Origin of the sequence: Oceanobacillus manasiensis, assembly GCF_000724085.1 — a bacterium.
Lineage (GTDB): Bacteria > Bacillota > Bacilli > Bacillales > Amphibacillaceae > Oceanobacillus_B > Oceanobacillus_B manasiensis.
Genome location: NZ_CCDL010000001.1, coordinates 273931 through 300751, shown reverse-complemented (window position 1 = coordinate 300751; position 26821 = coordinate 273931). Strand labels below are relative to the sequence as shown.

The 26821-nt window shown below is 35.8% G+C and carries 32 protein-coding genes, 2 pseudogenes and 1 other annotated feature; of the genes and pseudogenes, 31 read left to right on the top strand and 3 right to left on the bottom strand.

Annotated features, from left to right (window positions below; genetic code table 11):
• The first annotated feature begins 391 nt into the window (after positions 1-391).
• The 22 genes and pseudogenes from BN985_RS01630 to BN985_RS19440 all read left to right on the top strand — a co-directional run bounded on the left by BN985_RS01630 (position 392) and on the right by BN985_RS19440 (position 18834).
• Positions 392-982: a hypothetical protein gene (locus BN985_RS01630; protein ID WP_156960053.1), complete on the top strand. Its 591-nt coding sequence runs from the start codon at positions 392-394 to the stop codon at positions 980-982.
• Positions 983-1187: 205 nt separating this feature from the next.
• A complete protein-coding gene (locus BN985_RS01625; protein ID WP_042220705.1) occupies positions 1188-2408 on the top strand; it encodes an ABC transporter permease in 1221 nt (406 codons plus the stop codon).
• A 30-nt stretch (positions 2409-2438) separates the two neighbouring features.
• The gene (locus BN985_RS01620) at positions 2439-3323 is read left to right on the top strand and encodes an ABC transporter ATP-binding protein (protein ID WP_042220703.1); all 885 of its coding nucleotides are present in this window, start codon (positions 2439-2441) and stop codon (positions 3321-3323) included.
• Entirely contained in the window at positions 3320-4435 is a 1116-nt protein-coding gene (locus tag BN985_RS01615; RefSeq protein WP_042220702.1) for an ABC transporter permease subunit, read from the top strand. The genes BN985_RS01620 and BN985_RS01615 overlap by 4 nt, the downstream gene beginning before the upstream one ends.
• A 58-nt stretch (positions 4436-4493) precedes the next feature.
• Positions 4494-4991 carry a GNAT family N-acetyltransferase gene (locus tag BN985_RS01610; RefSeq protein WP_042220700.1) on the top strand — a complete coding sequence of 166 codons (498 nt, stop codon included), beginning with the start codon at positions 4494-4496 and terminating at the stop codon, positions 4989-4991.
• 139 nt (positions 4992-5130) lie between these two features.
• Positions 5131-5691: an AAA family ATPase gene (locus tag BN985_RS01605; protein ID WP_042220698.1), complete on the top strand. Its 561-nt coding sequence runs from the start codon at positions 5131-5133 to the stop codon at positions 5689-5691.
• A gap of 39 nt (positions 5692-5730) precedes the next feature.
• On the top strand, positions 5731-6282 hold the full coding sequence (locus BN985_RS01600) for a Rossmann-fold NAD(P)-binding domain-containing protein (protein WP_042220697.1): 552 nt from the start codon (positions 5731-5733) through the stop codon (positions 6280-6282).
• Between the two features lie 775 nt (positions 6283-7057).
• Positions 7058-7291 (top strand) — a binding site (T-box leader).
• Between the two features lie 166 nt (positions 7292-7457).
• Entirely contained in the window at positions 7458-10538 is a 3081-nt protein-coding gene (ileS, locus tag BN985_RS01595; RefSeq protein WP_042220695.1) for an isoleucine--tRNA ligase, read from the top strand.
• A gap of 124 nt (positions 10539-10662) precedes the next feature.
• A complete protein-coding gene (locus BN985_RS01590; protein WP_052360582.1) occupies positions 10663-11115 on the top strand; it encodes a DUF4362 domain-containing protein in 453 nt (150 codons plus the stop codon).
• A gap of 183 nt (positions 11116-11298) precedes the next feature.
• A complete protein-coding gene (locus BN985_RS01585) occupies positions 11299-12555 on the top strand; it encodes an SH3 domain-containing protein (RefSeq protein WP_232225517.1) in 1257 nt (418 codons plus the stop codon).
• 213 nt (positions 12556-12768) lie between these two features.
• Positions 12769-12957, top strand: a complete 189-nt coding sequence (locus BN985_RS01580) for a hypothetical protein (RefSeq protein WP_042220693.1) — start codon at positions 12769-12771, stop codon at positions 12955-12957.
• Positions 12958-13206: 249 nt separating this feature from the next.
• Positions 13207-13629, top strand: a complete 423-nt coding sequence (locus BN985_RS01570; RefSeq protein ID WP_042220690.1) for a hypothetical protein — start codon at positions 13207-13209, stop codon at positions 13627-13629.
• A gap of 14 nt (positions 13630-13643) precedes the next feature.
• Positions 13644-14349, top strand: a pseudogene (locus tag BN985_RS01565) (class I SAM-dependent methyltransferase).
• 92 nt (positions 14350-14441) lie between these two features.
• Positions 14442-14888 carry an NUDIX domain-containing protein gene (locus BN985_RS01560; RefSeq protein ID WP_042220689.1) on the top strand — a complete coding sequence of 149 codons (447 nt, stop codon included), beginning with the start codon at positions 14442-14444 and terminating at the stop codon, positions 14886-14888.
• 87 nt (positions 14889-14975) lie between these two features.
• Positions 14976-15425, top strand: a complete 450-nt coding sequence (locus tag BN985_RS01555) for a DUF4871 domain-containing protein (RefSeq protein WP_052360581.1) — start codon at positions 14976-14978, stop codon at positions 15423-15425.
• A gap of 63 nt (positions 15426-15488) precedes the next feature.
• Positions 15489-16013 carry a cysteine hydrolase family protein gene (locus tag BN985_RS01550; RefSeq protein ID WP_198029957.1) on the top strand — a complete coding sequence of 175 codons (525 nt, stop codon included), beginning with the start codon at positions 15489-15491 and terminating at the stop codon, positions 16011-16013.
• A gap of 42 nt (positions 16014-16055) precedes the next feature.
• Positions 16056-16592 carry a GNAT family N-acetyltransferase gene (locus tag BN985_RS01545; RefSeq protein ID WP_042220686.1) on the top strand — a complete coding sequence of 179 codons (537 nt, stop codon included), beginning with the start codon at positions 16056-16058 and terminating at the stop codon, positions 16590-16592.
• Between the two features lie 79 nt (positions 16593-16671).
• Positions 16672-17160, top strand: coding sequence for an NUDIX hydrolase (locus BN985_RS01540; protein ID WP_042220684.1), 489 nt, complete (start codon positions 16672-16674; stop codon positions 17158-17160).
• A gap of 20 nt (positions 17161-17180) precedes the next feature.
• Positions 17181-17624, top strand: a complete 444-nt coding sequence (locus BN985_RS01535) for an NUDIX hydrolase (RefSeq protein WP_042220683.1) — start codon at positions 17181-17183, stop codon at positions 17622-17624.
• A 31-nt stretch (positions 17625-17655) separates the two neighbouring features.
• Positions 17656-18051 carry an NUDIX hydrolase gene (locus tag BN985_RS01530; RefSeq protein WP_042220681.1) on the top strand — a complete coding sequence of 132 codons (396 nt, stop codon included), beginning with the start codon at positions 17656-17658 and terminating at the stop codon, positions 18049-18051.
• Between the two features lie 35 nt (positions 18052-18086).
• Positions 18087-18575, top strand: a complete 489-nt coding sequence (locus tag BN985_RS01525) for an HIT family protein (protein ID WP_042220680.1) — start codon at positions 18087-18089, stop codon at positions 18573-18575.
• A gap of 136 nt (positions 18576-18711) precedes the next feature.
• Positions 18712-18834 (top strand): hypothetical protein, encoded by a 123-nt coding sequence (locus tag BN985_RS19440; RefSeq protein WP_269635251.1) that lies wholly within the window; start codon positions 18712-18714, stop codon positions 18832-18834.
• Between the two features lie 290 nt (positions 18835-19124).
• Here BN985_RS19440 and BN985_RS19300 read toward each other — a convergent pair whose 3' ends face one another.
• A complete protein-coding gene (locus BN985_RS19300; protein WP_232225516.1) occupies positions 19125-19214 on the bottom strand; it encodes a putative holin-like toxin in 90 nt (29 codons plus the stop codon).
• 178 nt (positions 19215-19392) lie between these two features.
• Between BN985_RS19300 and BN985_RS01520 the strand changes: the two are divergent.
• Together BN985_RS01520 and BN985_RS01515 are read left to right on the top strand one after the other, a co-directional pair.
• Positions 19393-20049: pseudogene (locus BN985_RS01520) on the top strand (HAD family hydrolase).
• 116 nt (positions 20050-20165) lie between these two features.
• Positions 20166-20825 (top strand): hypothetical protein, encoded by a 660-nt coding sequence (locus BN985_RS01515; protein ID WP_042220679.1) that lies wholly within the window; start codon positions 20166-20168, stop codon positions 20823-20825.
• A gap of 162 nt (positions 20826-20987) precedes the next feature.
• On the opposite strand, the gene BN985_RS01510 is transcribed toward BN985_RS01515, so the two are convergent.
• Positions 20988-21683, bottom strand: a complete 696-nt coding sequence (locus BN985_RS01510; RefSeq protein ID WP_042220677.1) for a Type 1 glutamine amidotransferase-like domain-containing protein — start codon at positions 21681-21683, stop codon at positions 20988-20990.
• A 39-nt stretch (positions 21684-21722) separates the two neighbouring features.
• Positions 21723-22538 (bottom strand): lipid II flippase Amj family protein, encoded by an 816-nt coding sequence (locus tag BN985_RS01505; protein WP_042220676.1) that lies wholly within the window; start codon positions 22536-22538, stop codon positions 21723-21725.
• 240 nt (positions 22539-22778) lie between these two features.
• Here BN985_RS01505 and BN985_RS01500 point away from each other — a divergent pair, with 240 nt between their 5' ends.
• The 7 genes from BN985_RS01500 to BN985_RS01470 all read left to right on the top strand — a co-directional run bounded on the left by BN985_RS01500 (position 22779) and on the right by BN985_RS01470 (position 26820).
• Positions 22779-22985 carry a helix-turn-helix transcriptional regulator gene (locus BN985_RS01500; protein WP_042220674.1) on the top strand — a complete coding sequence of 69 codons (207 nt, stop codon included), beginning with the start codon at positions 22779-22781 and terminating at the stop codon, positions 22983-22985.
• A complete protein-coding gene (locus tag BN985_RS01495) occupies positions 22982-23470 on the top strand; it encodes a hypothetical protein (RefSeq protein ID WP_042220673.1) in 489 nt (162 codons plus the stop codon). The genes BN985_RS01500 and BN985_RS01495 overlap by 4 nt, the downstream gene beginning before the upstream one ends.
• 12 nt (positions 23471-23482) lie before the next feature.
• Positions 23483-24019: a GNAT family N-acetyltransferase gene (locus BN985_RS01490; protein WP_042220672.1), complete on the top strand. Its 537-nt coding sequence runs from the start codon at positions 23483-23485 to the stop codon at positions 24017-24019.
• 144 nt (positions 24020-24163) lie between these two features.
• Entirely contained in the window at positions 24164-24628 is a 465-nt protein-coding gene (locus BN985_RS01485) for an NUDIX domain-containing protein (RefSeq protein WP_042220670.1), read from the top strand.
• 60 nt (positions 24629-24688) lie between these two features.
• Positions 24689-25234, top strand: a complete 546-nt coding sequence (locus BN985_RS01480) for a histidine phosphatase family protein (protein WP_042220669.1) — start codon at positions 24689-24691, stop codon at positions 25232-25234.
• A 64-nt stretch (positions 25235-25298) separates the two neighbouring features.
• Positions 25299-25853, top strand: a complete 555-nt coding sequence (locus BN985_RS01475) for a histidine phosphatase family protein (RefSeq protein WP_042220668.1) — start codon at positions 25299-25301, stop codon at positions 25851-25853.
• A gap of 79 nt (positions 25854-25932) precedes the next feature.
• Positions 25933-26820, top strand: a complete 888-nt coding sequence (locus BN985_RS01470; protein WP_042220667.1) for an ABC transporter ATP-binding protein — start codon at positions 25933-25935, stop codon at positions 26818-26820.
• The last annotated feature ends 1 nt before the right edge of the window (position 26821 follow it).

Below are 26821 nucleotides of genomic sequence, written 5' to 3'. Positions count from 1 at the left end.
CAAGTTGTATTAAGGATGATGCAGCAAGGCTTTTAATTTATTTCAAGGACTATCTTCTGACTTATGTCGTAAATCAGCAAATTATGAAATTGAAGTCTGAAAAGTGTTGAACTGTTTATATGCATTTTACAGTTAACTTAAAAATAATCGTTTACAACTTGAATCATGTAGACGGTTATTTTTCGATTCTTTGGCTAGACTTAGCTTTCATGAGGCTCCCTTAACACCTCTATATGTTTACGTCGTTTTAATCATATAATAACTATAATTTACATAAAAATGTTAATAATTACAATATTTAAAAGGAGTTTTAAACTAAATAGCGAATAATAGATAGACAAATGTTTTAACTAATATTTCCAAATACATAAATATCCCCTCCAGAAAAGAGGTGAGCACCATAAAAAAGCTATTCGTCATTATAGGTATTCTCTTGATTGTTACGGCTTGTACGGATGCTAAAATAACGGTTCCTATAGAAAAATATGAAGAAGTATCGCAAGAAAAAGAAATAGTTGAGGAAACGGGAGAAGAAACAGGCAAGGAAGAACTAGTTCCCCAGAATGCTAATGAAAAGATAGATATTTCCATACATAGTAAGTCAGACGTTGTTACACCAAGCAATATTGGTTTCTGTTGGAATGAAAGTGTGGAGGAAGACTGTGCTTTACACCCAGAAAACCCTAAAGGAGACATTTCTTCCGAAGATCCTTTATTAGTGAATAAAGAAGAAGAACTAGAAATCTATATGTATGTAGAAAGAGATAAATTGTTAGTCTCTGCTCAACCTTACAAAGTGGAAGTTCTCCAATTTGGCCTTCGCGTTGAAGAAGGGAAAATTGTAGATAGCAAGACAGATAGGGACCTAATTAAATTTTCAGCTCCCGATGAAAAAGGAGCACATTTTTATCTGATTCATGTAATCTGGGATGAAGAGGAGACAAAGAGAGCCTATTATGCATTCCGAGCAGTCGTAAGCTAAACGAATTTCAGCTGTATCTTAATCAATTTGCAGGATCTTTTCTCTGGTTTGTTCAGAGGTAAGAAAGTATAAAAAAATTGGCGTTATATTGTTCTTAGACAGCAACAGCTACATCCAGCTTCAGCGCCCAGAGACTAGCGCGACTTCCCTCACCTCCGTAAGTCTCTACACGGCCGCTTGCGCTTTTGATCTAGGAGGTATTTCCATGAAGGATTTATTACCATTTGAAATTAAAAAAATAAGCAAAACCCTCTATTTTGTGATGATGCTACTAGCATTAATCGTGTTTGTTAGCTTCTTTTTCATTTATAGCTATGTGCATACAGAACGGGTTGATGATTATATTCATAAAAATGAAATCATAAAATCAAGCCATCAATTATCAATTGATGAGTTAAGTAATACAGAGGAGGATAGAGCTGCATACCACCTTGAAGAAATGGAAGAAATCGATATGCTTTCTGAAGCTGCAAGAAATCATGATTGGGAGACTATTATCCACTACGAAATAACAACTTCTGAAGAAATAGTTAAAGGGATTCCTTCTCAAGCAGAGGAAAATGTTTATACATGGCCAACGCACTTCACAAATGAAGTTGTTATTGAAAGAAATAAATGGCTTCTCGCACACAATATACAACCTGTTTTCCCTATACATAATGCTTCAGAAATAACCGCTTATGATAGGGTGTTCAACACAGCCCTTGATGAAGAAATTGCATATGAATTTTTTAATAAGTATGATTCGTCTTCTATATATTTTTTATATCTTCTTGTTGGAAACGGTTTAACCATTGGAGGTGCCATTTTCTTTTTATTCCTCTTCGGGAGTATGATCACTAGAGAAGGTCTCGGTCGTAATGGACCAATTCACTTCTTGGGTACCATGCCATTAAAGCGCTGGAAAATTATTTGGAGTAAGTTGATTACGCTTGTCCTGTTAACAATCTTTGTATTATTAGCCACAATCCTATGGGGAGCGTTACTAGGAATAGTTTTTGACCGTTTTGGTGACTGGGACTATCCCGTCCTCATTTATGAACCTGATTTCTCTTTTCGATTTATAGAGATGGGAAACTTTATTCTATTATCCTTGCTACTCTTTTTTGGTTTGTTGATTTTTTGTTATAGTTGGCTATTTTTATATTCTGTTTTATTGAAGCAGACGTTTATGACAATTGTGCTTACCGTAATAACGGTGGGTTTGGGCTATCTAATTAGTGATTCCGATATTGCAATGGCCCAAGCGCTTGCACCATTCAACCCATTTCATTACTTTCATGTCATCGAAATTATTACAATGGAATACGCATTCAACGCAGATAACTATAACTTCACCATGTGGAACGGTATGATCAGTTTATTTATCTTCAGTTTAATTATAATACTCGTTGCTTTCTTCCTTTTTAGAAGAAAAGCCAAGTAGTATTAGTCTAGTATAATGAGGAGGATTCCGATGATTGTCCAGGTTGATAACTTAAAAAAGAAATATAAAAAAGACTGGATTCTTCAAGGGGTTCAGTTTGAAATAGATCACCCACAAATCGTTGCATTAGTCGGCCCAAATGGCTCGGGGAAAACCACTCTATTTAATTGTATGACGAATCTATTATCTTTTAATAGTGGCACGATTAAACTGCTAGAAAAGGATTATACAGATACATCCCTTTTCTATGATATTGCTTATTTACAAGATAATCGAATCCTTTATGAAAATTTAACTGCATATGACCATTTGAAATTCGTTTGTAGTGTTATGAAGCTTCCTAATTCGAAAATAATAGAAGTGGCAGAGCGGGTTGGTATGCAACGTTATTTGAAAAAACGGGTTCAAAAATTCTCGCTCGGTATGAAGCAGCATCTCCTTTTGGCGATGGCGATCATAAATAGTCCAAAGTTATTGCTAATGGATGAGCCAATAAATGGATTAGACCCTACCAGTGCCATTAATATGCGGAAGATCTTATTAGAGTTGCACGAAGAAGGTACCACTATTATTATTTCTTCCCATAATTTAGATGAAATTGATCGGCTAACGAACACGATTTACTTTATGAAAGATGGAAGAATTTTAGAAGAATCATTGAAAGACTATAATACAAAAAAGTATTTTCTAACTGTAAACCAGATAGACCAAGCAAAAGCCATTTTAGAAGAAAACGCCTATCCTGTTAAAGTTAATAAAGAGGAACAGATTGAGTTTGATGACAATCATACTTCACTGCAAGAAGTGATTAGCCTCTTAAACCAACACGATATCCTAGTTGAGGATACGGAAATCATACGAATTGGTGCTGAAAAGCGATACTTGGAATTATTTGAAGGGACCAATACGGAATGAGGCTATTTCTATTTGAGTTGAAGAAAATTGCTTGGACCAAAAAGTTTCTCGTTATACTCCTAATTCTTTTCTGCTCTATTTTATTTCTATTCATTCGAAATAGTTTATTCGCTGATTATGCGCAAGAGCAAAAAAATGAAGAGATTGCTTTATTTATTGAAACAAGTTCCACAAAAGATTTTAACTACACAAATGAGATAGAAACAATTGGCAGCAATGAGGATACGGAGAGAAAACAAGAATTAAACCTTAAGGTGTGGAATTTAGCAAAGGAATTGAGAAATTCGTTATCTGCAGAGGACTGGAGACGGACATTAGAAATAGAAAACAGTCTATTAATTGCCATTCGTAATTATAAGGCTACAGAAGAGGACTATCCCATTTCAGAAGACGAGATCTCTTATAGGTTAGCCATGAATCATACTTTATTGGAGTTAGGGATAGCCCCAGAATATGAGAACTATAGCACAGCTTTTCCCAACTTCCTAAAGCAAGTTGTGGATGTATTCATTAATTATGGTGGTTTACTGATCGCTTTACTCCTTATTGGAGAAATTGTGACGAGGGAATTTGAGAATAAGTCTATTCGTCTATTATTTACATTACCATTAAGCAGGCCAAAGTTAATTTGGAGTAAGTATTTTAGTGCGCTTGCTACTTTCTTTTTTACTTTTATCTTTGTTATAGCTCTCGGCATGAGTGTCGGAAAGATATTCGGGGCAGATGGGTCATTTGCCTATCCAGTACTGATTGAAAAAGAGGGGCAATTCTTCTATATGCCTACAATTGATTATATTCTTTATGTTATCCTGCTTTTTGCTATCCTGCTTGTTTTTGTCACGGCCTTATACATGTTTTATAGTTTAGTGTTCAAACATTTACTCGCTACGTTGGCAGCCACAGTTGCTACCCTAGTAGGTGGCTATCAATTAGGGAATTTGACCAATTGGGCTCCATTTTCGTGGGTGAATCCCTTTCAATACATTTTCCCCATAGAAGCAATTCTGTATCAGAACAACGAGCTGTTCTATCAAGGCATTTCCGTTACTTTGTTTTTGACTTTGCTGTTATTGGTAGCGTCAATAATTAGGGTGAGGCAGAACCTTGAATAAATTCTATTTCACCATAACAGTGCGCTAACAAAACCAGATCATTAGTTAGGAGAAAAAAATGATTGAATTACGAAAAATAACCGGGGATAACATAGATGAAGTAATAGCACTCGAGGTGAAAGAAAGCCAGAAAGACTTTGTAGCAACGACTAACCTTAGATACATAGCAGACGCTTATGTGTTGAACGAAAACGGGGAACCAGCTATCCCCTACGCCATTTATGCTGATGGAGTTGTGGTTGGGTTTTTGATGTATTCTTATGATGTAATGGATCATGAATCATTTGAAAATGAAGTTTTTTACGGGAAGATGAGCTATTTTATTTGGCATATTATGATTGACAAGCATTATCAGGAGAAACGATATGGCAAGCTTGCCTTTGAAAAAATGTTGAAGGATATTGAAACGATGCCTTATGGTGAGGCAGAATATGTAGCACTCTTTTATCACAGAAATAATCTCACAGCTAAAACATTATACGCTTCATTTGGATTTTCAGAAACAGACATCGTTCAGGATAAATCAATTCTGGCGATTAAGAATCTGAGAGAATAAACATAAGCGGTAATGTAGCAGGTTCTCTCGGAATAACTCGAAGTTTTCAACGTTTAACAAGTCCGTAAGCCTATCATAAGGACTAGCCATCTGTATGTACCGTGACCTTGAATCTATAATATGCTGAGGAGAGTATTGCATGAAGTTTGTTCTTATTACTGGGCCGCAAGCAGTAGGTAAAATGACAGTTGGTCAGGAGTTAGCAAAGATAACAGACCTAAAACTATTTCATAATCATATGACAATTGACTTGGTCAGCCATTTCTTTGATTATGATACGAAAGAAGGGAAAAGGTTAGTTAACTTATTTCGGCAGGAAATATTTGAAGAAGTAGCAAAAAGTGATTTATATGGAATGATTTTCACTTACTTATGGGCGTTTAATTTACAAGCTGATTGGGACTATGTAAAGCGAGTAACACAGCTATTTGAGTCCAAAGGGGCAACTGTGTACTATGTGGAATTAGAAGCTGGTTTGGGCGAGAGAATTCAACGAAATAAAAGTTCTAATAGATTGGAACATAAGCCATCAAAAAGGGATATTGAATGGTCTGAAAATAGGTTGAAGCAATCTATTGAGAAATATAGACTGAACTCCTTAGAAGACGAAATCGATTTCCTGAACTATATGAAGATCAACAATACCAATTTGAGTGCGGAGGAAGTTGCAGAATTAGTTAAGGAGAAATTTGATTTGTAAAAGTTTGACTGAGAAACAAGCTAAGGGGGTAAGTACTAAATGGAATTAGGAAATGTATTAGTATTTGGTGGGACGGGAATGCTCGCTGAAGTGACGGGATGGGTTGCTAAACATTCAACTCATACAATAGCATTCGGAAGAGATCACAATAAGCTAGAGCAACTAGAAATGAGATATAAAGTTAAAGCGAGAAATTTAGATTACAAGGATATAAGTGCATTAAAAGAAGAAGTGATAAATGCTTACAAAGAACATAAAACAATTAATATGGTGATTGCTTGGATACATAGTACTTCCCCTCAAGCGGTTTCCGTAATAATAGATACACTATATGAGGTGCAACCTCACAAACAATGGACTTTAATTTTGGTAAAAGGTAGTAGTAGTCATTTATCAGGCATTAAGGAAACTCGAGAAGAGAGCGTACCAAATTGTACTATAAAAGAAGTTAGGTTGGGGTTCAAAATAGAAGAACAGGGTTCTAGATGGTTAACACATGGTGAAATATCAAATGGAGTTATTCAAGCAATTAAAGGAAGTAACAAAGAAACCATCGTTGGGACATTAGAGCCATGGCATAAACGACCATAACACAACCATGGACGTACGAAACTTAGCAGTATTAACCTTTCTAAATATTTACTTCCAGCCTACAATATAACTAAAATTTAATCTCTGACAACATGCAGGTATAATTAAAAATTGCTATAATGTAATTAGCAATAGAATAGGATTTCTCAAGGGTGGTCAGCTCACTCCCAACAGAAAGGGGGTGGTGCTGTATGACGGTTTTCGAAACACTTATGTTTGCTGTAGCTTTTTCAAGTTTAATTGTTGCAGTGCTGTCATTTAACCAAAAAAAATAACCCACCCTTGAGTTAGCAGCTCTGGTGGATTATTTCTACCCTATGCTGACCCCCTTGCAGGGAGCCTTAGCTATTGCAAACCGTTTGGTGTACCAGCACCAAGCGGTTTTTTAAATTATATGTTTTATTACTTGTATTATACCCTATTCTAAGTAAAAAGAAAACAATCACTCATTAGTAATAGGTTTCTCTGTGCTATCTATAGCCACAAATTAACAGAAATCAATCCAACAGTGCAAACTCCATATATAGACCAAGCTAAGATCTTATTGCTTCTTGGCACGCCTTCTATTCGGAATATTTTAATCAACTTGTAAGTCAAAAAGATAAAGAACAAAATGGATAACATTAAAAGTTCATTCAATTTTTTAGTCCCCTTTTATAGATCCAATTTTCAGTATATATTCTATAATAGCAGAAAACACAAATAACAGACTAATAAATGTAAAGATTAAAGTTGACTTTCTCATTCCGGTCGGCTATGATTTGTATAATTTAATAATAATTCGATGACGAGAAAGAGTAGTTATGTTTATCTTATCTACAGAGAGTTGACGATTGCTGAAAGTCAACGGTAAGGCCGTAATGAAAATCCTCTCCGAGAAGCAAAGTTGAAAAGATTTTTAAACTTTGACGGCATTCTACCGATACCCAGGACGCGTATGATAGTACGTAGTGTAACGATTTGATAAAAACCACTACTATGGTTTTTTTATTTTGTTAAAAGTCGAATATATTTATATATATGAACTCGATCCTACGTATGTGGGGTCGAGTTTTTTAATTTTGTTTACAAAGCAATGAACTGAAAATTAGTGGTGAAAGTTAAGCGTAGATAAGCCACGGCCAGCTCCAGCCAAAACGGGTGCCTGCGCTTTAGTTTATTTAAATGAGGTGATGATGGTGAAGGAGACCAATGTTGAAAGGGAATTAAGGGTTCGAAAAAAATGGGAAGCAGACAAAACGTTTGAATGCTCCATAGCTAATCGTGAAGGAAGAGAGACCTATGTTTTTTATGAAGGTCCGCCAACTGCAAATGGGCTGCCACATGCAGGTCATGCCCTTGGAAGAACGATCAAGGACTTTGTAGCAAGATACAAAACAATGGCTGGTTACCAGGTGCTGCGAAAAGCGGGCTGGGATACTCATGGTTTACCTGTTGAATTAGAAGTGGAAAAACAATTAAACATTCGTGGGAAAGATGAGATCGAGGAATATGGTGTTGAGAATTTCATTCAGAAATGTAAAGAAAGTGTCTTTGCTTATGAAAGTGAGTGGAAACAATTCACGGAGGCACTTGGTTATTGGGTCGATATGGAAAATCCTTATGTAACACTAAACAACAAGTATATTGAGTCTGTCTGGAACATCTTATCCACAATCCATGAGAATGGTTATTTATATAAAGGGCATCGAGTTGTCCCCTATTGTCCACATTGCGAAACTTCCCTTAGCTCTCATGAAGTGGCACAAGGGTATAAAGACGTTTCCGATTTATCTGTAACAGCCAAGTTTCGACTAAAAGGCAGCACAAATGAGTATCTCTTAGGCTGGACGACGACACCATGGACATTACCAGGGAATGTTGCCGTGGCAGTCAATCCTACTATGAACTACGTCCGAGTAAAGCAAGACTCAGAAGTGTTTATTCTTGCAGAATCTTTGGCTCCAAGCGTGATGAAAGAGGATTACGAGGTGCTGGAAACCCTGAAAGGGAAAGACTTACTAGGTCTCCCTTATGAAGCTCCTTTTGATTATGTCACGGTAACTAGTGGACATAAAGTGATTGGGGCAGACTTTGTTACAGATACAAGCGGAACAGGTATTGTGCATATCGCGCCAGCCCATGGTGAAGATGATTACAAGGCAATACAGGAAAATCAATTTGATTATATCAATGTTGTGGATACAAAAGGTCGCTACACGGAAGAGATAATGCCACTTGCGGGGCGATTTGTAAAAGATTGTGACGTAGACATCATAAAAATGCTATCAAAACAAAATCTTTTATTTGAGAAGCAAAAATATCAACATAGTTATCCACACTGTTGGCGATGTGACAGTCCACTGCTTTATTACGCAATGGAAGGTTGGTTTATTAAGACAACAGCTGTGAAAGAAAAAATGCAGGCAAATAACCAGGAAGTTAGTTGGTTCCCTTCCCATATGAAAGATGGAAGGTTTGGGAACTTTTTAGATAACATGGTGGATTGGAATATAGGAAGAAATAGATATTGGGGAACACCGTTAAATGTGTGGGTTTGTCAGGAATGCGGAGAAGAAAAAGCGCCACATTCATCAAAAGAACTAAGAGAACTTGCTGTGGAAAAAGTGTCAGAAGAGTTGGAGTTGCACAAGCCTTATGTGGATAACGTCCAATTAACCTGTTCATGCGGCGGGAGAATGGATCGAACAAGCGAGGTTATCGATGTATGGTTTGATAGTGGATCCATGCCATTTGCTCAGTACCATTACCCATTTGAAAACGAGCCCTTGTTTAAGAAACAATTTCCTGCAGATGTCGTAATTGAAGGAGTTGACCAAACAAGAGGGTGGTTTTATAGCTTATTAGCAGTTTCAACACTGTTTACAGGACAATCACCTTATAAACGTGTTCTTTCCTTAGGACATATTTTGGATGAAAATGGCCAAAAGATGTCGAAAAGTAAGGGAAATGCTTTGAATCCTACAGAGCTTATTGAAGAGTTTGGTGCCGATTCGTTAAGGTGGGCCTTGTTAGCGGACAGCTCACCATGGAACAACAAACGCTTTTCTAAAAAGACGGTAAGTCATGCAAAATCCAAAGTCATTGATACTTTGTTAAATGTGTACTCTTTTTATTCCATGTATGCAGAAATCGATCAATTTAATCCAGCTAGTGACTTGGGCGGAATTCCGACAACGCTTGATAAATGGGTAATTTCTCGCCTAAACACCGTTACGAGGGAAGTTGTTCAAAGCCTGGAGGAATATGACATCACCAAAGGGGCAAGGACCATCGCTACCTTTGTTGATGAACTTAGTAATTGGTATGTAAGGCGTTCAAGACAGCGTTTTTGGAGTAATGGAATGACCGATGATAAGCGGGCAGCATTTAGTACTTTATTTGAGGTTTTAAAGAAGCTTTCTCAGCTCATGGCTCCCTACACACCATTTGTTTCAGAAGACATATACACAAGCTTAATGAACAAAAGTGTGCATATCTCGGATTATCCACAATTAGACGATAAACTTGTGGATGAACAATTAGAAAAGGATATGGATGCCGTTTTAGAAATCATAGAGCTTACCAGATCGTTGCGCAATACAGTTGGAATAAAAACGAAACAACCACTAGCCAGGCTGGTTGTCGTGCCAGTAGAAGCATCTAATCTGTCTGCGTTGCAGAAATATGTTTCTATCATAAAAGATGAAATGAATATAAAGGAAGTAACATTTAAAGAAGTTGCTCGAGAGTTAATACAATTCGACATGAAGTTAAATTTCTCAGTTGCTGGACCTAAGCTAGGAAAATCTCTAGGTGAAGTGAAAAACAAAGTAGAGGCATTAGGCAACCTGGAAAAGGCGACGTTTCTTGAAGAAGGCGAATTGTTGGTAGTACTAAATTCAGGTGACACTGTACAACTCACTAAAGAGGACGTTCTTGTTGAGAGAAAGGGAAGAGATGGCTTTGCATTACTGGAAGGTAATCATTTCCTAACCTTATTAGATACAAATGTAACGCAGGAATTAAGAGAAGAAGGATTAGTAAGAGAAGTAATCCGAGCAGTACAAACATATAGAAAAGAATTAAATCTACCTGTTGATTTACGAGTAGACCTATTTATCCAGGCTGATACATGGCTGCAAAACGTTCTGGTTGAGCATGATGAATTAATGCAACGGAATTTGATTTTAAATAAGATTCATTTTGAGAGTAAACCTACTATGAAAAGTTTTGAAGTGGAAGGAAATGAAGTAGAGCTGTCTATTGAGTCATAGAAATTCGGATAGGACGCCTTGCTAAATAGGAGCAAGGTGTCTTTTTACTGATCTGTAGTAGTTTGAATTAAATGAAACATCCTTTAGATAAAAACGTCTTACTTATTGGGGGGGAATAAATACAATGAAAAAGTTAGTGCGATTTGTAAGTGTTTTAATTATTACCTTGGTCGTTGTTGGTTGTCAGAATACAGAGTACACAACAAAACCGAATCAAGAACAAAATAATATTCCTGATTACACTCCTTCAACTGAAGACGTTAAAGATAGAAATGGTGATATTGAAAATATAGAAAGATTTGATGAATTTCACCAGAATGCGGAAAATGGACGGAAAGATAGCCTTAGAGTAGTGATGTATACCACTGAAGGTGATCCGATGCTGCACGACCTAGAATATAACGGGGAAACAATAACTTCAACACGTGACACAAGAAGAGATACGTTTGGTGACGGGGAGATCAATACCACAACTTGTACCTCGATTAAATTTATAGAATCCACAGAAAGTACGGAGTACATTTTAGAGGGTTGCGAGAGTATACAAGACGATATTATTTTAGTTAATTTAGATTAATAGGATTTTTGAGCTGCTAGGCGTTAAGTATAGACCCCGTTTTGTTGTTTCTTTAATCTTCACACTGTTGTCGAGCTGTAACGGTAACTACATAAGAAAGGGCAGTCCCTTTTAAATAAATGCATAAATTTGCCGATAATAGATAAGGATGCAAATACGTAAAGAAAAGAGTGGTTTTACGATATGGCGAAGAAAAAATGGATGGTAGGAATCTCCTCTCTCCTCATAATTGCTGTGCTAGTAGTTGGCATTGTGTGGATAGGCAATAACGATTCAGAAGCGAATGCAGAAAAATCTATAGAAGAGACACCTGAGGAAGCTAATAAAGACAAAGAGATTAATAAAAAGATTAAATCGGAAGAAAACAAGCACGAGACGGAAGAGGAAAAAGAAAGTAAGGATAAAGAAGAGGAAAGTGAAGGAAAAGATAAGGAAGAAGACAAGAAGGAAACTGCTGAAGTAAACAAGGAAACATCGGATAAAGTAAAATCTGAAGCAAAAAAGGAGGAAAAAGTAGAAACACAAACTTCAGAAGCTGAAAAAGAAACGAAGTCAGCTGATCCTTCCACTAAAGTTATTGATCCTATAACAAAATATGTAGATGTTAGCTCGCTGAACGTTCGGAATGGACCGGGTACAAATCACGCTGTCATTACTAGCGTTCAAGAAGGACAAACTGTTACGGTGACAGAGTTAAGTGATGCTTGGAGTAAAGTAAACGTAAATGGTAAATCGGGTTGGCTTTCAAGTAAATATTTGTCTGATAAAAAACCTGTTGTCGCTACGAAAGAAGAAAAGAAAGAGGAATCTAGTCAAACTACTACCAAGAAACCTGCAAATCCTAAAAATGATGCTGATAAGTTGAAAACGGTTAGTGGAAACCGCCAACTCATATTAGTTACAGCAAACGGTTATAGTACCAGTAATGCAACCATCCAAACTTTCGAGAAAGATGGAAGCGGTAAATGGAATCAGGTCCTGAACACGTCAGGTTTTCTCGGTAAAAATGGGTTTGGTAAACAAAAAGAAGGCGATGGGAAAACACCTATTGGAAAATATACAATCGGTACAGGTTTCGGACAAAAAGGAAATCCTGGAACCAAACTTCCATGGAGAGATATCACAAGTGATGATGTATGGGTTGACGATTCTGATTCCCCTCTTTACAACACATGGCAATCAAAAAGTAAAACAGAAGGTCAATGGAAAAGCGCTGAAAATATGACACATCGTCTATATACATATGGCTTTGTCATAAATTATAATACCCAAAGAACACCTGGAAAAGGTAGTGCCATTTTCCTTCATACTGGAAGCAGTTATACACTTGGTTGTGTAGCCACTTCTCAATCAAATGTAGTTTCGATTATGAAGTGGTTGGATCCATCCAAGAATCCAGTGATCGTTATGACACCAACTCAGAACTTGGGTAACTATTAAAAATTATAAAAACCTACAAAGGGATCTCTTTCCTCTGTAGGTTTTTGTTTCTACTAGCAAATACCCCTCATATAAAATAATAAATTTGAGCCTTACAATTCATTACCCCCGCGTGAAATGTACCCACAAAAAGCAACTTAAAATATAAAAAAAGGTTTCATTAGGACTTAAGTCGAAAGTAGATATAAGGATGTATTAATTAAGGAGGGTAAAATGGATTCTAATCAATGCTCACCCGAATTAATGCGGATTAAGCTTCAAGATAAAGCTATTCTTAAAAATATATATCAGTTATATCTCCATGACCTCTCACCATATAACCAGGAAGATTTAGATCATAACGGATTATATGAAGAAGGGTTTCTCGATCCTTTTTGGGAAAAGGAAGGCTTATTCATTTGACAACTTTAGAACAAGTTGTTTTAGGGGGGAAAGAAGATGAAGAAGTTTTTACTTAGGAACGCAAATATATTATCTTTCATAATTATTTCTCTACTATTAATTATAAAGGTTATAGCTTTAATGGAAGAACAATCTACTTGGAATTTTGTTTACTTTATCATGCTGAGTATTTCATGGCTTAGCTTTTTGTTACTTCTTTTTATAAAACCTGTTAATGAGTAAACATGATATATCAGGAGGTCCCCTATTATGAAAAATAAATCATTTCGCGAGTTTCTTGATTCCTATTTAGATGTGTGGAGAAAATCGTCTTTAGCAGAATTGAGAGATATGATGTCCATTGATTATAAAGCAAGAGAGATTTCAAATGGCGAATTAGTAGACTTTGGCTATGAAGAGTCGGTAACTGGCTGGGAACAAGGGTTTAAGTTTGCCAAGCAAGAGGGAAACGAATGGGACTTAAATGAAATAGCGATCATCCCTTTACGACAAAATGAAATAATGGCAATTTTATCAGCTACACTAATAGTTGACGGAAAGAAATTAGAGAATATTAGTTTGTTCTTTCAGACATTTAAAAGAAATGAAAACAATGGATGGAAATTGATAAGAAGTTACATAGAAACCGGAGTTCCAAATGAAAATTTAAATAAGGTACAGTTTAACCATTAAAAGGGGATTATTATTTGGATAGAGTTGAATATATTCGACGAGAAGAGAAGAAATATCATGATTTTTTGTTATGAAAACTATAAATTATTTGAAGAGGGATCCTGGCTATATAAGCCTGTAAAAACGGTAATGGAACAATTATCACTACTAAAAGGGAAGCGGGATATTCGCGTTCTTGATTTAGGGGCTGGTGTAGGTAGGAACAGCATTCCAATTGCAAATGAATTAAAGCACAGTGCTAGAAAAGTTGTTTGTGTTGATTTATTACCCTCTGCAATAGAGAAATTAAGCCGATACAGTAAAGAGTATGATGTTGAAGAAGTAATTGAATTAGAGAACTCTGATATAACAGATTATCAAATTAAGCAAAATGAATATGATTATATTGTAGCCGTATCAAGCTTAGAACATGTTGCTTCAGAATCTATTTTTGATAGCGTTTTAAAAAAGATGGCAGCAGGCACGAAAGATGGCGGTTTAAATTGTATAATCGTAAACTCTGAAGTAGAAGAAACGGACATTCAAACAAATGAAAGACTGGATGCTCTAATGGAAGTAAATATAAAGACTGAAGATATGATAGGTAAATTAAGAAGCTTTTATAATGGTTGGGAAGTTGTTAAGGAGCAGGTAAAACCATTGAAATATAAGATAGTGCGTAATGACAAAGAGGTGTTATTAAAAACAAATGCTATTACCTATGTGGTTAGAAATAGGTAAAAGACGAATAAGTCGTCGTCGATCGTTCGTGGATAGCATTAATAAAAACTTACTTGCACAGTATGGCGGTTTAATTAAATGGAGGTTCCCAATTGAATAATACGAAGAATAATGGTTTTAGTTTTCTTGATTTTATTGTTGTGAAAGAAGCAGAAGTATATGATTATCATCGGTTAGCTGGTTCTTATGCAGTAATTAAATGTGATGATAAATATCTTTTATGTTATAACACGTTGAGAAAGCAATGGGAAATACCAGCAGGAAGGAGGGAAGAAGACGAAACACCAAAAGAGTGTGCTATAAGGGAACTTTACGAAGAAACTGGTCAGAGAGTTTCAGGGTTAGAATTTAAGGGATTGTTGAAAGTGAAAAGCTTGGTCAGTGACGAGGTAAAGTATAATCCTGTCTATTTTACTACGCTTGTAAAACTCCAACCATTTCTCAAAAATAATGAGACATCTGAAATACTGTTATGGGACTTAAAACAAGAGATTGGTTACATAGATGAGATAGATATAAAAGTATTCAATTATATTTAATGAAAAGTGCATATTTAGCCAGCCTTTTGATGTTAAATTAGCCAATGACTATTCAATTAGTTTCATTGAAACTATGGGGGAATTATTTTGAGGAAAAAACGATTGTTGCTGATTGTCCTTAGCCTTGTTTCTGTAATCGCAGCTTGTAAAACAGAAGAAACCCTTAAAGAAGAAAAATGGGAAGATGATAGTCCTTTTTTTACAAATGAGTACGGTGAAATGTTTGGAAAAGAAGGTAGCATTGGAATAATTGGTCTTAAAACCATCACAGAGAGTGGACAAAAGTGGATGTGGCATTTTTGGGGACCAGACGAAATTTCCCATAAAGAATGGGAAGTAAAAGCATTTAAGCAAGGTGAAGAAGATTCGATAAATCCAATAACATTTAAAGATGAAAAATTATCCCCTCGTGGTACATCCATTAACGGGCATGCCCGTTCAACCGTAATGTTTCCATCATCAGGGGCATGGAAATTAGAGGTTTATATTGATGAGAAATATTTTGATGAAATAATCGTAGAAGTTACGCAGGAATGATAAATTTCAAGTTACAACAAACCTGCCACAGTCTAATAGAAGAGATTACAAAGGGGGAGAATAATGAAGAAAGCGCTTCTCGTTATTGATGTTCAAAATGGTATGTTTCAGGACGGTAATGTTGTATATAAAGGAGAAAAGTTACTACATAATTTAAAGGACTTAATTGATCAAGCACGCTCTAAAGGAACCCCGATCTTTTATATTCAACATAATGCACCTGCTGGTCAGCCTTTAGAGTACGGCGCAAAGGGGTGGGAGATCCACTCTGACATTACGCCAAGCAAACAAGATATAATTATTCAAAAGGCTACTCCAGATTCCTTTTTAAATACTACTTTAAATGATGAACTTAAAAAACAGGGTATTGAACAACTTGTAATTACCGGAATTCAAACAGAAGTATGCGTGGATACGACTTGTAGAAGAGCGTTTAGTTTGGGTTATAAGGTTACGTTAGTTTCAGATACACATAGTACCTGGGATTCACAAGTTATTACAGCCCAAGAAATTATAAACCATCATAATGGAGTACTACGTTGGTTTGCAGAAGTTATTACGAGTAGAAATATTACATGTGATAGATGAAGGTGCTCAAGCTATGGCTTGGCACTTCTTGGAGGAAAAGATATGTTAATCAATACGGACAGACTATTGATACGAGATTTTCAATTCGAAGACTGGGAATCTGTTTTGAAGTATACATCTGATAGTAATGTGATGGAATATATACCTGAAGGAGTGTTGTCTGAAAAGGGAGTAAAGGATTTTATAAGAGAAAACGTCGGAGAGAATGCGGAAAAATTCCCTGTGATTTTTAAGGAAGAAAATGCACTTATAGGTCATATGGTTTTTCATAAATGGGGTGGAGAAAGAACTTATGAAATAGGATGGGTTTTTAATCCAGAATATCACAATAATGGGTTGGCATCAGAAGCCGCAATGGCTATTCTCAAGTATAGTTTTGAAGAATTGAAAATTCATCGGATAATTGCCACTTGTCAGCCTCAAAATATTGCTTCTTCCCGTGTTATGGAGAAGATCGGAATGAGGAGAGAGGGCCATTTCAAGAAGTGTATACCTGCACATTATAAGAAGGGTAATAGGGATTGGTGGGATGAATATTTTTATGCAATTCTAGCTGAAGAGTGGGAGGAAAAAATATAGTTGTAATGAAAAATGAATCTAGCTGATTGAAGTAAAAAATGTCTTTTTCTCATGTGATTTTTTATGTAAGGGGGCCACTATGTCACATATTAAAAAATTCCACAGAGCTTTTGGCGTCTATGGAATTTATATAGAAGACAACAAACTCTTAGTTATAAACAAAAGCAGAGGACCATATAAAAATCGTTATGACCTTCCTGGTGGTAGTCTAGAGGAAGGGGAGGGCTTATCAATTGCGATGCAAAGAGAGTTTAAAGAAGAAACGGGAATTGATATTGAGATCCTCAAAAACCTGGGCGCAATTGATTTCATCGTTCCTTGGGATTGGAAGAGTTTTACGCATGTTCATCATATTGCGGTATACTATGAGGTCAAAAGAATAGGAGGGGAAATAACCGAACCTGCACAGTTTGAGGGACAGGATTCTCTTGGCGCTGTTTGGGTAACAAGGGAAGAAGTATCACTAGATAACGCCTCTCCGTTAGTACTTAAAGCTTTTGAGTGGATGAACAAGAACGAGCTTGGAATAGAAACTGTTTGTTACGAGCAATGGGAAGTTAAGGAGTAAATATAAAAGTAGGTGTGGTAATGAGGTTAATTTTCGGTAGTAAGAATGAACACGTGGAATATAGAGTTAGAAAGGGTGCGTATGCTGTTATTTTCAATGATTTAAAAGATAAAGTATTAGCTGTCCAGACCGCCAATGGCAATCACTTTTTGCCCGGAGGAAGAATGGAAGATAATGAAAGAGATATAGAATGCCTGAAAAGAGAGATGATAGAAGAAACAGGGTATAAAATAGAGATAAGCTCCTTTATAGGTAATGCCATGTGTTACTTTTACTCTACCAAAAATGAACCTCTATTAAGTGATGGATATTTTTATCAAGCAAAACTGTTGGAGAGAGTGCAGGAACCTGTAGAAGAAGATCATTATGTGAAATGGGTAAGGGTAGAAAAAATGGAGGAATCCTCTTTTCATGAACATCAACTATGGGCAATTAAGAAAGGGTTAAATAGTAGATTTACATAAATTTGGCTTAATTAGAAGTGGAGATAAAAAAATGAGGAATAGGGGTTCAGCAGTACTGCTACGAGAAAATAAAATAGCTCTAATCAAAAGGATTAGAGAAGGCTCGACTTATTATGTTTTCCCGGGAGGCGGTATGGAGGAAGGGGAAACACCAGAGCAAGCTACTAAACGTGAGGTTTACGAAGAGTTAGGAGTACAAATAAATATTATTAGGTACATCGCTTCCTTACATTACCACGGTGTGCAACATTATTTTCTAGCGGAGATTACGGAAGGTGAATTTGGTACTGGAATAGGTGAAGAATTTACGGATTTAGATAGAAATAGAGGCATTTATAAACCTATGTGGGTGGAAGCAAATCATCTTTCATCTATAGATGTTAGACCTAAAGAAATGGCAGAAAAGGTAACAAACATGCTTAAGTAAAATACGATACGGATTTAACCTTAAAGGAGGCTTCTATGAGAACGATTACGCTTTCCAATGGAAAAGTTGTAGAAGTGGAATGTTTAAGCTGTGCTTTAACGGGTGGAGTTATTGAACCAGATGGTGGTGTAGTAATAGAAACAGAGCACTTCCACGCACATCAAGATGTTGCGTATCCCATAAAAGGTTTAATCATTTTAGCGTCTAAGCGGCATATCAAATGCTTTGATGAATTAACCGAAGAAGAACAAATAGATTACATAAATATTTTGTCCAAGATTAGAAAAGCTCAAAGGAAAGTTTTAGGTATTGAACAAGTCTATTATTTTTATAACGAGGATACGACACACCATTTTCATACTTGGATGGTTCCGCGCTATGAATGGATGTACAAGTTTGGCAGATCAGTAGAATCAGTAAGGCCCGTACTACTTCATGCAAGAAATAAACTTAATCATGATGAAAACATAAAAGAAGTAAAAAAAGCAATTAAGGCTTTAGCAGAGGAATTGCGTATTACATGAGTAAATTGACCCCGAAATGTACTTCATCTAGTCACTATTTAATGTAGGTATTCCAAATATATCGCTTGTACCAGCACCTGACTACCTAGTTGCTGAAGGAAAAGACGGGTATCTGGAGAGAGTAGACCTGGATTTTATGTATGAACAGATTCAGTCATTTATAAAAATGGTGTCGATCATTGATCATACACCGGGATTGGGAAAAACAGATGCTTATACAGGAATGCTCGGCTTCTTAGGGAAGGCGCATGATAAATAATAACCTTCCAAAAGATTGGAGAAGGTTAACTTCTAAGTCCATACGTGTAATCATTTTAAGTGTAAAATAACAGAGATTGCTCAGGATGAACATCTACGCAGAGATTGTAATAAGGAAAAATCAGAGTTTTCTTTTTAAATAAGATCGGGTATACTATACGTAGATAATCATATAAATAAAATACCGCTAGTGCTGGAACACTAACGGTATCAGCGCATAGCCCTTCAAGGGGGCGACTCGCTAATTGGTTGATAAAATAACCACCTACTTAGCTGTCAGGCGTAGGGTGGTTATTTTTTATTGTTAAATGACAGAATAGCAACAATTAACGTTCCAAAAGAAATCATCAGAACCATTGCCTCAAATACTGCCATTGGCATCACCCCCTTTCTAAAAGGGAGCGAGCCACCACCCATGACGACCCTATGCACTTATATGAATTATAGCATGTTATTTGCATAGAACTATAGGCAGCAAGGGGAAAAGATAAAAATTCACTGCAGTATTTAGTTGGTTTTACTTATATAAAGAACTACAAGGATAAGGAATGAGGTGAAAATGATTAAAGCAGTTATCTTCGACCTAGATGGTACGCTTCTAAACAGGGAGGCTACTGTACGAAAATTTGTAGAAAACCAGTATAAAAGATTTAATAATGAACTTGGCCATATCCCTAGAGAAGTTTACGTTTCAAGATTTATAGAGTTGGAATGTCGTGGTTACGTTTGGAAAGATAAAGTGTACCAGCAGATGGTTGATGAATTCAAAATTACCGAATTCATATGGGAAATGTTGCTTAATGATTACATAACCGAGTTTCATAAAAGTTGTATCCCTTTTCCAAATTTAATAACGACATTAGAAAGGTTAAGAACTAGTTCAATTCGATTAGGGATGATCACAAATGGCAAAGGGCAATTTCAAATGAATAATATAAAGTCCTGAGGAATTGATAGCTACTTCAATACAATACTTATTTCAGAATGGGAAGGAGTAAAAAAACCGGATCCAGAAATTTTCTTAAGGGCTCTTAATCTATTAAAAGTTCCTGCTAGAGAAAGTATGTACGTTGGCGATCATCCTGAAAATGATGTTAGAGGTGCAGAAAATGTAGGTATGGTTGGCGTATGGAAAAGGGATTTAGCCTGGGGTGATGTTATGGCGCGGTATGTAATCGATGAGTTAAAAGAGCTTCCTTTAATTATTCAACAATGAAACAATACATAGAGAGGTACCACCATTTTATAGAAAAATTAGTGAATTAAAACAATTGTTGCTTCCTCTGTTGTAAGATAGAGCAAAAGGGTTTTTGAATTTTTAGGGGAATTTTTATGCTTAAAAGTAAAAAAATGTTTTATATTGCACTTATTTTTTTTATTATATCTATGGTGTTAAATTTTCCTTTTCCACACGAAAGTCCTTATGGTGAGACGATTGCTTCCATATTGAACATACCAATTAAAACGGTTAATGGGTTGCAATTTGTGGGGATTACCTCACTTGTTCTGTTGTTAGCAAGTTTAATTTTTCTTACCAAATCATTAAAGAAATATCACGCACGTGCTGTCCTTATTGCTATTCTTATTTCAATGTTTTTGCCCATGATGCTTGCTAATCTTTATCAAAAAACATTTGCTACAGGTATCTACGCTATTTCTTATGAGAGTGACTGGAGTAGTTGTGAATTTGAAATGATTGATGATGCAACGTTGCACGGAGAATGTGAACTACCTTTTGAAAATTATAGAGGTAGTGTAAACCAATTCACTGTTGAATTTCAGGAAAGATACTATGCAGATCATGAGGTGTCCATGCTATCACTTATGAACCAAGACAGCCCTTATGAAGTAAGGTTAGAAGGTAATGAGAAAAAGGTAGTAAAAATAGACGTGGATATAGATGTATCAAATATGGAAAACCACATAGAGAATGGGTCAGCGAAAGGGATAAATATTATTATTAAATCAGGAGATAAAATGCGGAAACTATAAGTATATTTTTTATTGGGTAGTTTATTAAATTTACAGCAAGTACACGTAATGCTTACTATCTTACACAGTCAGTAAAAGGGATTGGAGAGGTTTCGACAATTATTAATATCGTTAACGGCTGTAAGATAATTCACGTGATAATCAGGCAGTTTAAGAATAAGATTAAGGTTTAATCTCAGCTAGATATGTTTGAAAAACTTCTTCTGTCAATAAATCTTTTTTATAGCTTTCAAATAAATAAGCAGGTTCATTTCCAATAACCCTAATTCTATTATCCTTTAGAATTACTGCCGTTCCATCAGGTATAGCAATGACAGGAAGACCATATTCTTTAACAGCTTGTTCTATCACTACGTCGTCTTCTTTTTTATAATGACACCAAATGCAACAATTCTTTACACGATTTAAAGCATGGAAATTTTTTAAACCTACGTTGTTTAAATTTACATCTGGTATAATTTTTATATTGTTTCCAAATATTATTGCCCCAGCACTTTGACCATATATGGTTCCACCTTCTATTAAGAATTGTGTTAAGACTGCATCAAACCTCGTGCTTTTTAAATCATTTAGTAAGCTAAAAGTATTTCCGCCGCTAACGTAAACTGCTGAAAATTGCTTCATATCATCAATAGTTTTATTTTTTATATCCAACCACATTGTAATCTCATTTATTCCTTGTGGATTAAAAACACTGTTCATGTAGTTATAACTGGATTCATACGTTCTATACTCGGGGTCCCCTGCAATAGGTATATATAATATCGTTTTATTATTATCGATCTCTTGTGCAAAATATTTGTTTATTTCCAGTGTTTCTCTAGGACCTCCGCCCCCGGATAAAATTAAACTCCCCATGAAAATCCCTCCCCGGTACTGACATAAGCTATTTATTCATTACGCAATGAATTTAGTAAACCATGCAATATATCTTGCTCCCCAAATGAATAAGAATTGAGCAAGGATTGTACCTAATAATCGTGAAGTTACCATCATTAACGATATACTTTTTAGTTTATTGTAACTCCCTCGTTTATTTACTACATCGTCTGCTATCACAGATATTTTCGGATCTATAAAAATAACTAAAAGAATTGTTGCTATTCCATTTATTAAGCCGGATGCCATGATAGCTGTAGAAGCTCGCTCGGGAGCTAATAAAGCTGCATATAATGCTGATAATACACCAATCGTATATATCGCTGTTATTACCATATTTACACAGAATAGTCTTATTGGAATATCTTTAATTCTTGTGTCTTGCAAGTATGAAAACTTTGGCAGGCTGAAATGTGTTATACCACGCTTTATGTACGCTAACGAAAACATTCTTTTTATTAAAGAGGGAACAGAACCTTTTTCCTCTGACAAATGAATAATTGCTCTTGAAAACAAAGCTATAAAAGTAGGGAGTAGTATTATTCCAACAACTGTGCCAACCGTTGACGCTCCTATAAGAATGCGAAATTGATTTTCTACAAATTCCAGAGTGTTTTCTTTTGGGGCAGTGTCAATAATACTCCCAGTAAATGGTTGTTGCATCATATTAGCTAATCTTGAAACGATAACCATGATGTTAAAGAGAGATAGTGCTGATGCTATCATTTTAACTCTTGCGCCTGATAGCCTTACTGCATAAGCAAGTGTTTCTATCGAATGAATGATAAAAATGAACAAAGCTATAAATAATAATTTTTCTGTTATGAACTCCATTAAGTTACCTTCTTTTTAATATTTAGTTTCCTAATTTTAACATACTGTTCGTATTTATTCTTGCACTCCCTGCCCCGTCGTTAAACAACATAACGTTGTATATTGAATGAATAAATACATCGTTTCATAACTCCATATCTCTAATTATAGTACTTTTATAAGTTAGACGTGTAAAGTTGAATTGACATAATGTATAGTTAACTTTACAATTAGGGAGTGGTAAAACAAGGAGTGATTTAGTTGCTTGTTAATCGTGTGAAAGAATTGCGGGCTCGATTCAATCTTACACAAGGGGAATTAGCTAAGAGAATTGGTGTAACGAGGCAAACAATTGTTTCATTAGAAAAAGGGAGTTACATACCTTCTTTACTCCTAGCTATGAATATTGCTGAAGTCTTCGGTGAACCAATTGAGAGTATATTTTATAAGGAGGGGGATGACGAATGAGATTAACATTCACCGTAATTTTGAGGTCATTACTTTTTGTTTCATTAGCTGTTATGGTCTATGATTCTGTACGAGTTGAACAAAAGTTTGAGTTATTAGGTAGAGGATATATTGATGGGTTTTCTGTAAATATTAGCAACCAAGCGGGGATAATATTTTTAGTTATCTTTATCTTATTTTTTATATTAAATGTCATACAAATCGTGGTTATGAAGAGAAATAAGAGTAAGCAAGCAAAAGTGGAGGACTACCTACTACCAGAATATGATACTTCCGATGAACGAGCAGTGGATATAACTGGACGAGCAGTACGTTTTTCCTTCGGTTTTATCTTAATGTATACCTTCATTATTCTAGGATCCTATATGTTCATTCCAACATATTTTCTAGACTATGTTTGGTATCCCATGTTCTCTACAGCATCAATTCCAGTATTTGGCTTAATCGTTTATTTAATATCTTTCAAAATTTTATATGCTCGTTAGGAGGGCTTTCTTATGAACACCGGTAACAATGTATATTTAAGACCGATTGAAGATAAGGACATAGATGGGATTTTTGACAGTCTTCATGATGAGGAAGGACTCTATTTAACTGGCACGCGTAAGGTGTTTACAAAGGAAGAAGTTCAAACAGCTTATGAGCGGTTTAACAAAGATTCTACTCGACATGACTTCGCGATCTGCTTAATAGAAAACGATCAAATGATAGGTGACCTAGCAATCAATGATATCGACCGAGATAACAGTAAAGCGATGTTTCGAATTGCAATACATAATAAGGATAACTATGGAAAAGGTTATGGAACTGAAGCTGTAATGCTTGCTCAGAAATTTACCTTTGAAGAGTTGCGACTAAACCGATTAGAGTTGCAGGTCTATTCTCATAACCCAAGAGGAATACGCTCCTACGAAAAAGCTGGCTTTAAGAGAGAAGGAGTATTAAGGCAGTCCTTATATATGAGAAATCAGTATTCAGATGAAATTATTATGAGTATGCTTTATGAGGATTACATTAAATTAAATTCTAAATAAATAGTTCTCTATTTGACATAATTAATTGCAAATCAGACATAAAAGGCAACTTTTCACATGAATTAATAGAAAAGTTTGCCTTTTTTGTTTCTTTTTGTTGTAAGATAGAGAAATAGAAATTTGTAAGATTTTGGAGGGGAGAAAATGGGGATTAGGAACTCTGCAAAGGCGATTATTATTCAGAACGATCAATTGTTAGCAATTAAAAAACAGGACCAAGATGGCTATTACTATATTTTACCTGGTGGCGGACAGGAATTTGGAGAAACGCTCCACCAAACATTAAAAAGAGAATGCATAGAAGAAATTAATGCAGCTGTAGAAATTGGAGACCTGATCTTTATACGGGAGTATATTGGAAAAAATCATGAACACTATGAGTTTGATTCTGAAGCTCACCGATTGGAGTATATGTTTTTATGTGAGATTGCAGAAGGAAGTACTGAAATAGGAAATGGGACTGTACCTGATGATGGACAAATTGGTGTGGAATGGTTGTCGTTATCCGAGTTATTGAATTATCGACTTTACCCTCGAACACTACGTCAGTGCATCATTGACTATAATGAAGGGAAGGAAGCGCCTGTTTACTTAGGTGATGTAAATTAAAGTATTATCGCGGTGGTTATCTATAAATGAAACGGGAAAAGCGTTTTAAGGGGAGGAACCATGAATAAAAACATCTACATAATCAGACATTGCAAAGCGGAAGGACAAGCATCTGATGCTCCATTAACAGAAGAAGGTACCATTCAAGCAAAGGAATTAGCTGAATTCTTGTCGGATTTAAAGGTAGATAGAATCATTTCCAGCCCCTTTCTACGGGCTATCCAGACGATTAAGCCCTTTGCAGAAAACAAGGATATAGATATTGAGGTAGATAGTCGTTTAGCCGAACGCGTACTTAGCTCTACCTTTCTTACGGATTGGATGGAAAAGCTAGAAGCGACTTTTAACGATACGGATCTTAAGTTTGAAGGGGGAGAATCAAGTAACGAAGCAGCGAAGCGAATTGTAGAGGTAGTCGATGAGGTTGTAGTTAGTGACGCTGAAAATACAGTGATTGTGGCGCATGGAGGGATTATTTCCTTATTACTAAACGTCTATGATAAAAGCTTTGGTTTCGAAAAATGGATGAGTTTACGTAATCCTGATGTTTATCATTTAAGGGTTACAGAGACCGGCGCTAATTTCAACCGTCTATGGAATGGGTGATTTGTTGGTTGCCACGCTTCAATACATGCAAGTTAAGATCTTATTATTAAAAGGGGGAGTTCTTTTGCCCACAAACTTATATTTTGTGAGACATGCTCATTCTATCTATACGCCAGACGAGTTGGGAAGACCTTTATCTAAACGTGGCTTTAATGACGCAAATATAGTAACGGAATTACTTAAAAGTGAAGCTATTGATGCTGTCTATTCCAGTCCTTATAAGCGGGCCATCCAAACAGTTGCAGGAATTGCAAAGTACATAGGTAATGAGGTTAAAATATTTGATGACTTCAAAGAAAGGATCCTTGCAGAAAAGCCTGTAGAAGATTTTACAAAGGCTATTACGCAGGTTTGGGAAGACTACGAATTTTCATGGGCTGGCGGCGAATCAAACGGGGTTGCTCAAAAAAGGGGTGTAAATGCCACTTTGAACGTTCTAGAAAGTAACCAGGGAAAAAATGTCGTAATAGGTACACATGGGAACATCATGGTTTTAATGATGAACTTTTTCGACAAAAAATATGGGTTCGAATTTTGGAATCAACTTGAAATGCCAGATATTTATAAACTCACCATTGATAGCCAAGAGCTTCATCATGTTCAGAGGATATGGAGATAAAAATTGTCGATGTTTGAAATTTTGCAAAACAAACGTCAAACTTAGTGGTATAATTTAACTTAATTTACAATAAAAAGGAGTGATTATAATCACAGTTCTAGACCTACAACAAGTAAATAAAAAGTATAAAAACCAGCAAGTAATTAATAATGTCGATTTACGTCTTGATAAACCAGGCATATGGGCATTAGTCGGCCCTAATGGTGTGGGAAAGACGACGTTATTAAATTGTATTTGTAACATCATCCCGACTAACTCCGGAAAGATAGAACTTCTAGGTGTCTCCAACAAAGAATATAAAGTATTTCAACAAATTTCTTACCTCCAAGATAATACCGTATTGTTTCACTATTTAACAGGATATGACCATTTAAAGTACGTATGCGATATACATAAATTACCTAAGAGTAGAATTAAAGAAGTTGCAGAATATGTTGGAATGGAAAGCTACTTAGGAAAAAAGGTAGGAGATTATTCCCTTGGTATGAAGCAGCACCTACTTGTAGCGGTAGCGATAGTTAACAAGCCGAAGCTGTTGTTTATGGATGAGCCATTAACTGGACTGGATCCTTCTAGTGCTATTTTAATGAGAAAAATACTGTTAGATTTAGAAAGGCAAGGAACTACTATCATTCTTTCGTCTCACAACTTAGCAGAGATTGACCGTGTAACCAATCAAATTATCTTTTTAAAAGACGGCAAATTAATAGAAATAGACCGAACGGAACATGTCGAAACACATTATCACTTCAAACTATCTAATTATGAATTGGGCATAAAAGTACTAAACGATTCTGGATATTCCATTCAAACAGAAGATAAAGTGATTAAAGTAGATGTAAAAGAAGAAGCCTTAGACCAGTGCATCCAACAAATTCAGAATAGTGGGATAGCTATTTTAGATATTCAAAAAGAAGTCTCAGGTTCTGAAAAATTATATGAAGAGTACTTCGGTAAGCAGGACTAGC

What these genes read in the sequence shown, in the direction of transcription:
- BN985_RS01550 (WP_198029957.1), top strand. Translation starts at nt 15,489, where the DNA reads ATGAAGAAAGCGCTTCTCGTTATTGATGTTCAAAATGGTATGTTTCAG.
- BN985_RS01625 (WP_042220705.1), top strand. Translation starts at nt 1,188, where the DNA reads ATGAAGGATTTATTACCATTTGAAATTAAAAAAATAAGCAAAACCCTC.
- ileS (WP_042220695.1), top strand. Translation starts at nt 7,458, where the DNA reads ATGGTGAAGGAGACCAATGTTGAAAGGGAATTAAGGGTTCGAAAAAAA.
- BN985_RS01620 (WP_042220703.1), top strand. Translation starts at nt 2,439, where the DNA reads ATGATTGTCCAGGTTGATAACTTAAAAAAGAAATATAAAAAAGACTGG.
- BN985_RS01480 (WP_042220669.1), top strand. Translation starts at nt 24,689, where the DNA reads ATGAATAAAAACATCTACATAATCAGACATTGCAAAGCGGAAGGACAA.
- BN985_RS01580 (WP_042220693.1), top strand. Translation starts at nt 12,769, where the DNA reads ATGGATTCTAATCAATGCTCACCCGAATTAATGCGGATTAAGCTTCAA.
- BN985_RS01515 (WP_042220679.1), top strand. Translation starts at nt 20,166, where the DNA reads ATGCTTAAAAGTAAAAAAATGTTTTATATTGCACTTATTTTTTTTATT.
- BN985_RS01545 (WP_042220686.1), top strand. Translation starts at nt 16,056, where the DNA reads ATGTTAATCAATACGGACAGACTATTGATACGAGATTTTCAATTCGAA.
- BN985_RS01535 (WP_042220683.1), top strand. Translation starts at nt 17,181, where the DNA reads ATGAGGTTAATTTTCGGTAGTAAGAATGAACACGTGGAATATAGAGTT.
- BN985_RS01505 (WP_042220676.1), bottom strand. Translation starts at nt 22,538, where the DNA reads ATGGAGTTCATAACAGAAAAATTATTATTTATAGCTTTGTTCATTTTT.
- BN985_RS19300 (WP_232225516.1), bottom strand. Translation starts at nt 19,214, where the DNA reads ATGCCAATGGCAGTATTTGAGGCAATGGTTCTGATGATTTCTTTTGGA.
- BN985_RS01610 (WP_042220700.1), top strand. Translation starts at nt 4,494, where the DNA reads ATGATTGAATTACGAAAAATAACCGGGGATAACATAGATGAAGTAATA.
- BN985_RS01540 (WP_042220684.1), top strand. Translation starts at nt 16,672, where the DNA reads ATGTCACATATTAAAAAATTCCACAGAGCTTTTGGCGTCTATGGAATT.
- BN985_RS01510 (WP_042220677.1), bottom strand. Translation starts at nt 21,683, where the DNA reads ATGGGGAGTTTAATTTTATCCGGGGGCGGAGGTCCTAGAGAAACACTG.
- BN985_RS01605 (WP_042220698.1), top strand. Translation starts at nt 5,131, where the DNA reads ATGAAGTTTGTTCTTATTACTGGGCCGCAAGCAGTAGGTAAAATGACA.
- BN985_RS01570 (WP_042220690.1), top strand. Translation starts at nt 13,207, where the DNA reads ATGAAAAATAAATCATTTCGCGAGTTTCTTGATTCCTATTTAGATGTG.
- BN985_RS01590 (WP_052360582.1), top strand. Translation starts at nt 10,663, where the DNA reads ATGAAAAAGTTAGTGCGATTTGTAAGTGTTTTAATTATTACCTTGGTC.
- BN985_RS01615 (WP_042220702.1), top strand. Translation starts at nt 3,320, where the DNA reads ATGAGGCTATTTCTATTTGAGTTGAAGAAAATTGCTTGGACCAAAAAG.
- BN985_RS01585 (WP_232225517.1), top strand. Translation starts at nt 11,299, where the DNA reads ATGGCGAAGAAAAAATGGATGGTAGGAATCTCCTCTCTCCTCATAATT.
- BN985_RS01495 (WP_042220673.1), top strand. Translation starts at nt 22,982, where the DNA reads ATGAGATTAACATTCACCGTAATTTTGAGGTCATTACTTTTTGTTTCA.
- BN985_RS19440 (WP_269635251.1), top strand. Translation starts at nt 18,712, where the DNA reads ATGTATGAACAGATTCAGTCATTTATAAAAATGGTGTCGATCATTGAT.
- BN985_RS01485 (WP_042220670.1), top strand. Translation starts at nt 24,164, where the DNA reads ATGGGGATTAGGAACTCTGCAAAGGCGATTATTATTCAGAACGATCAA.
- BN985_RS01600 (WP_042220697.1), top strand. Translation starts at nt 5,731, where the DNA reads ATGGAATTAGGAAATGTATTAGTATTTGGTGGGACGGGAATGCTCGCT.
- BN985_RS01530 (WP_042220681.1), top strand. Translation starts at nt 17,656, where the DNA reads ATGAGGAATAGGGGTTCAGCAGTACTGCTACGAGAAAATAAAATAGCT.
- BN985_RS01490 (WP_042220672.1), top strand. Translation starts at nt 23,483, where the DNA reads ATGAACACCGGTAACAATGTATATTTAAGACCGATTGAAGATAAGGAC.
- BN985_RS01525 (WP_042220680.1), top strand. Translation starts at nt 18,087, where the DNA reads ATGAGAACGATTACGCTTTCCAATGGAAAAGTTGTAGAAGTGGAATGT.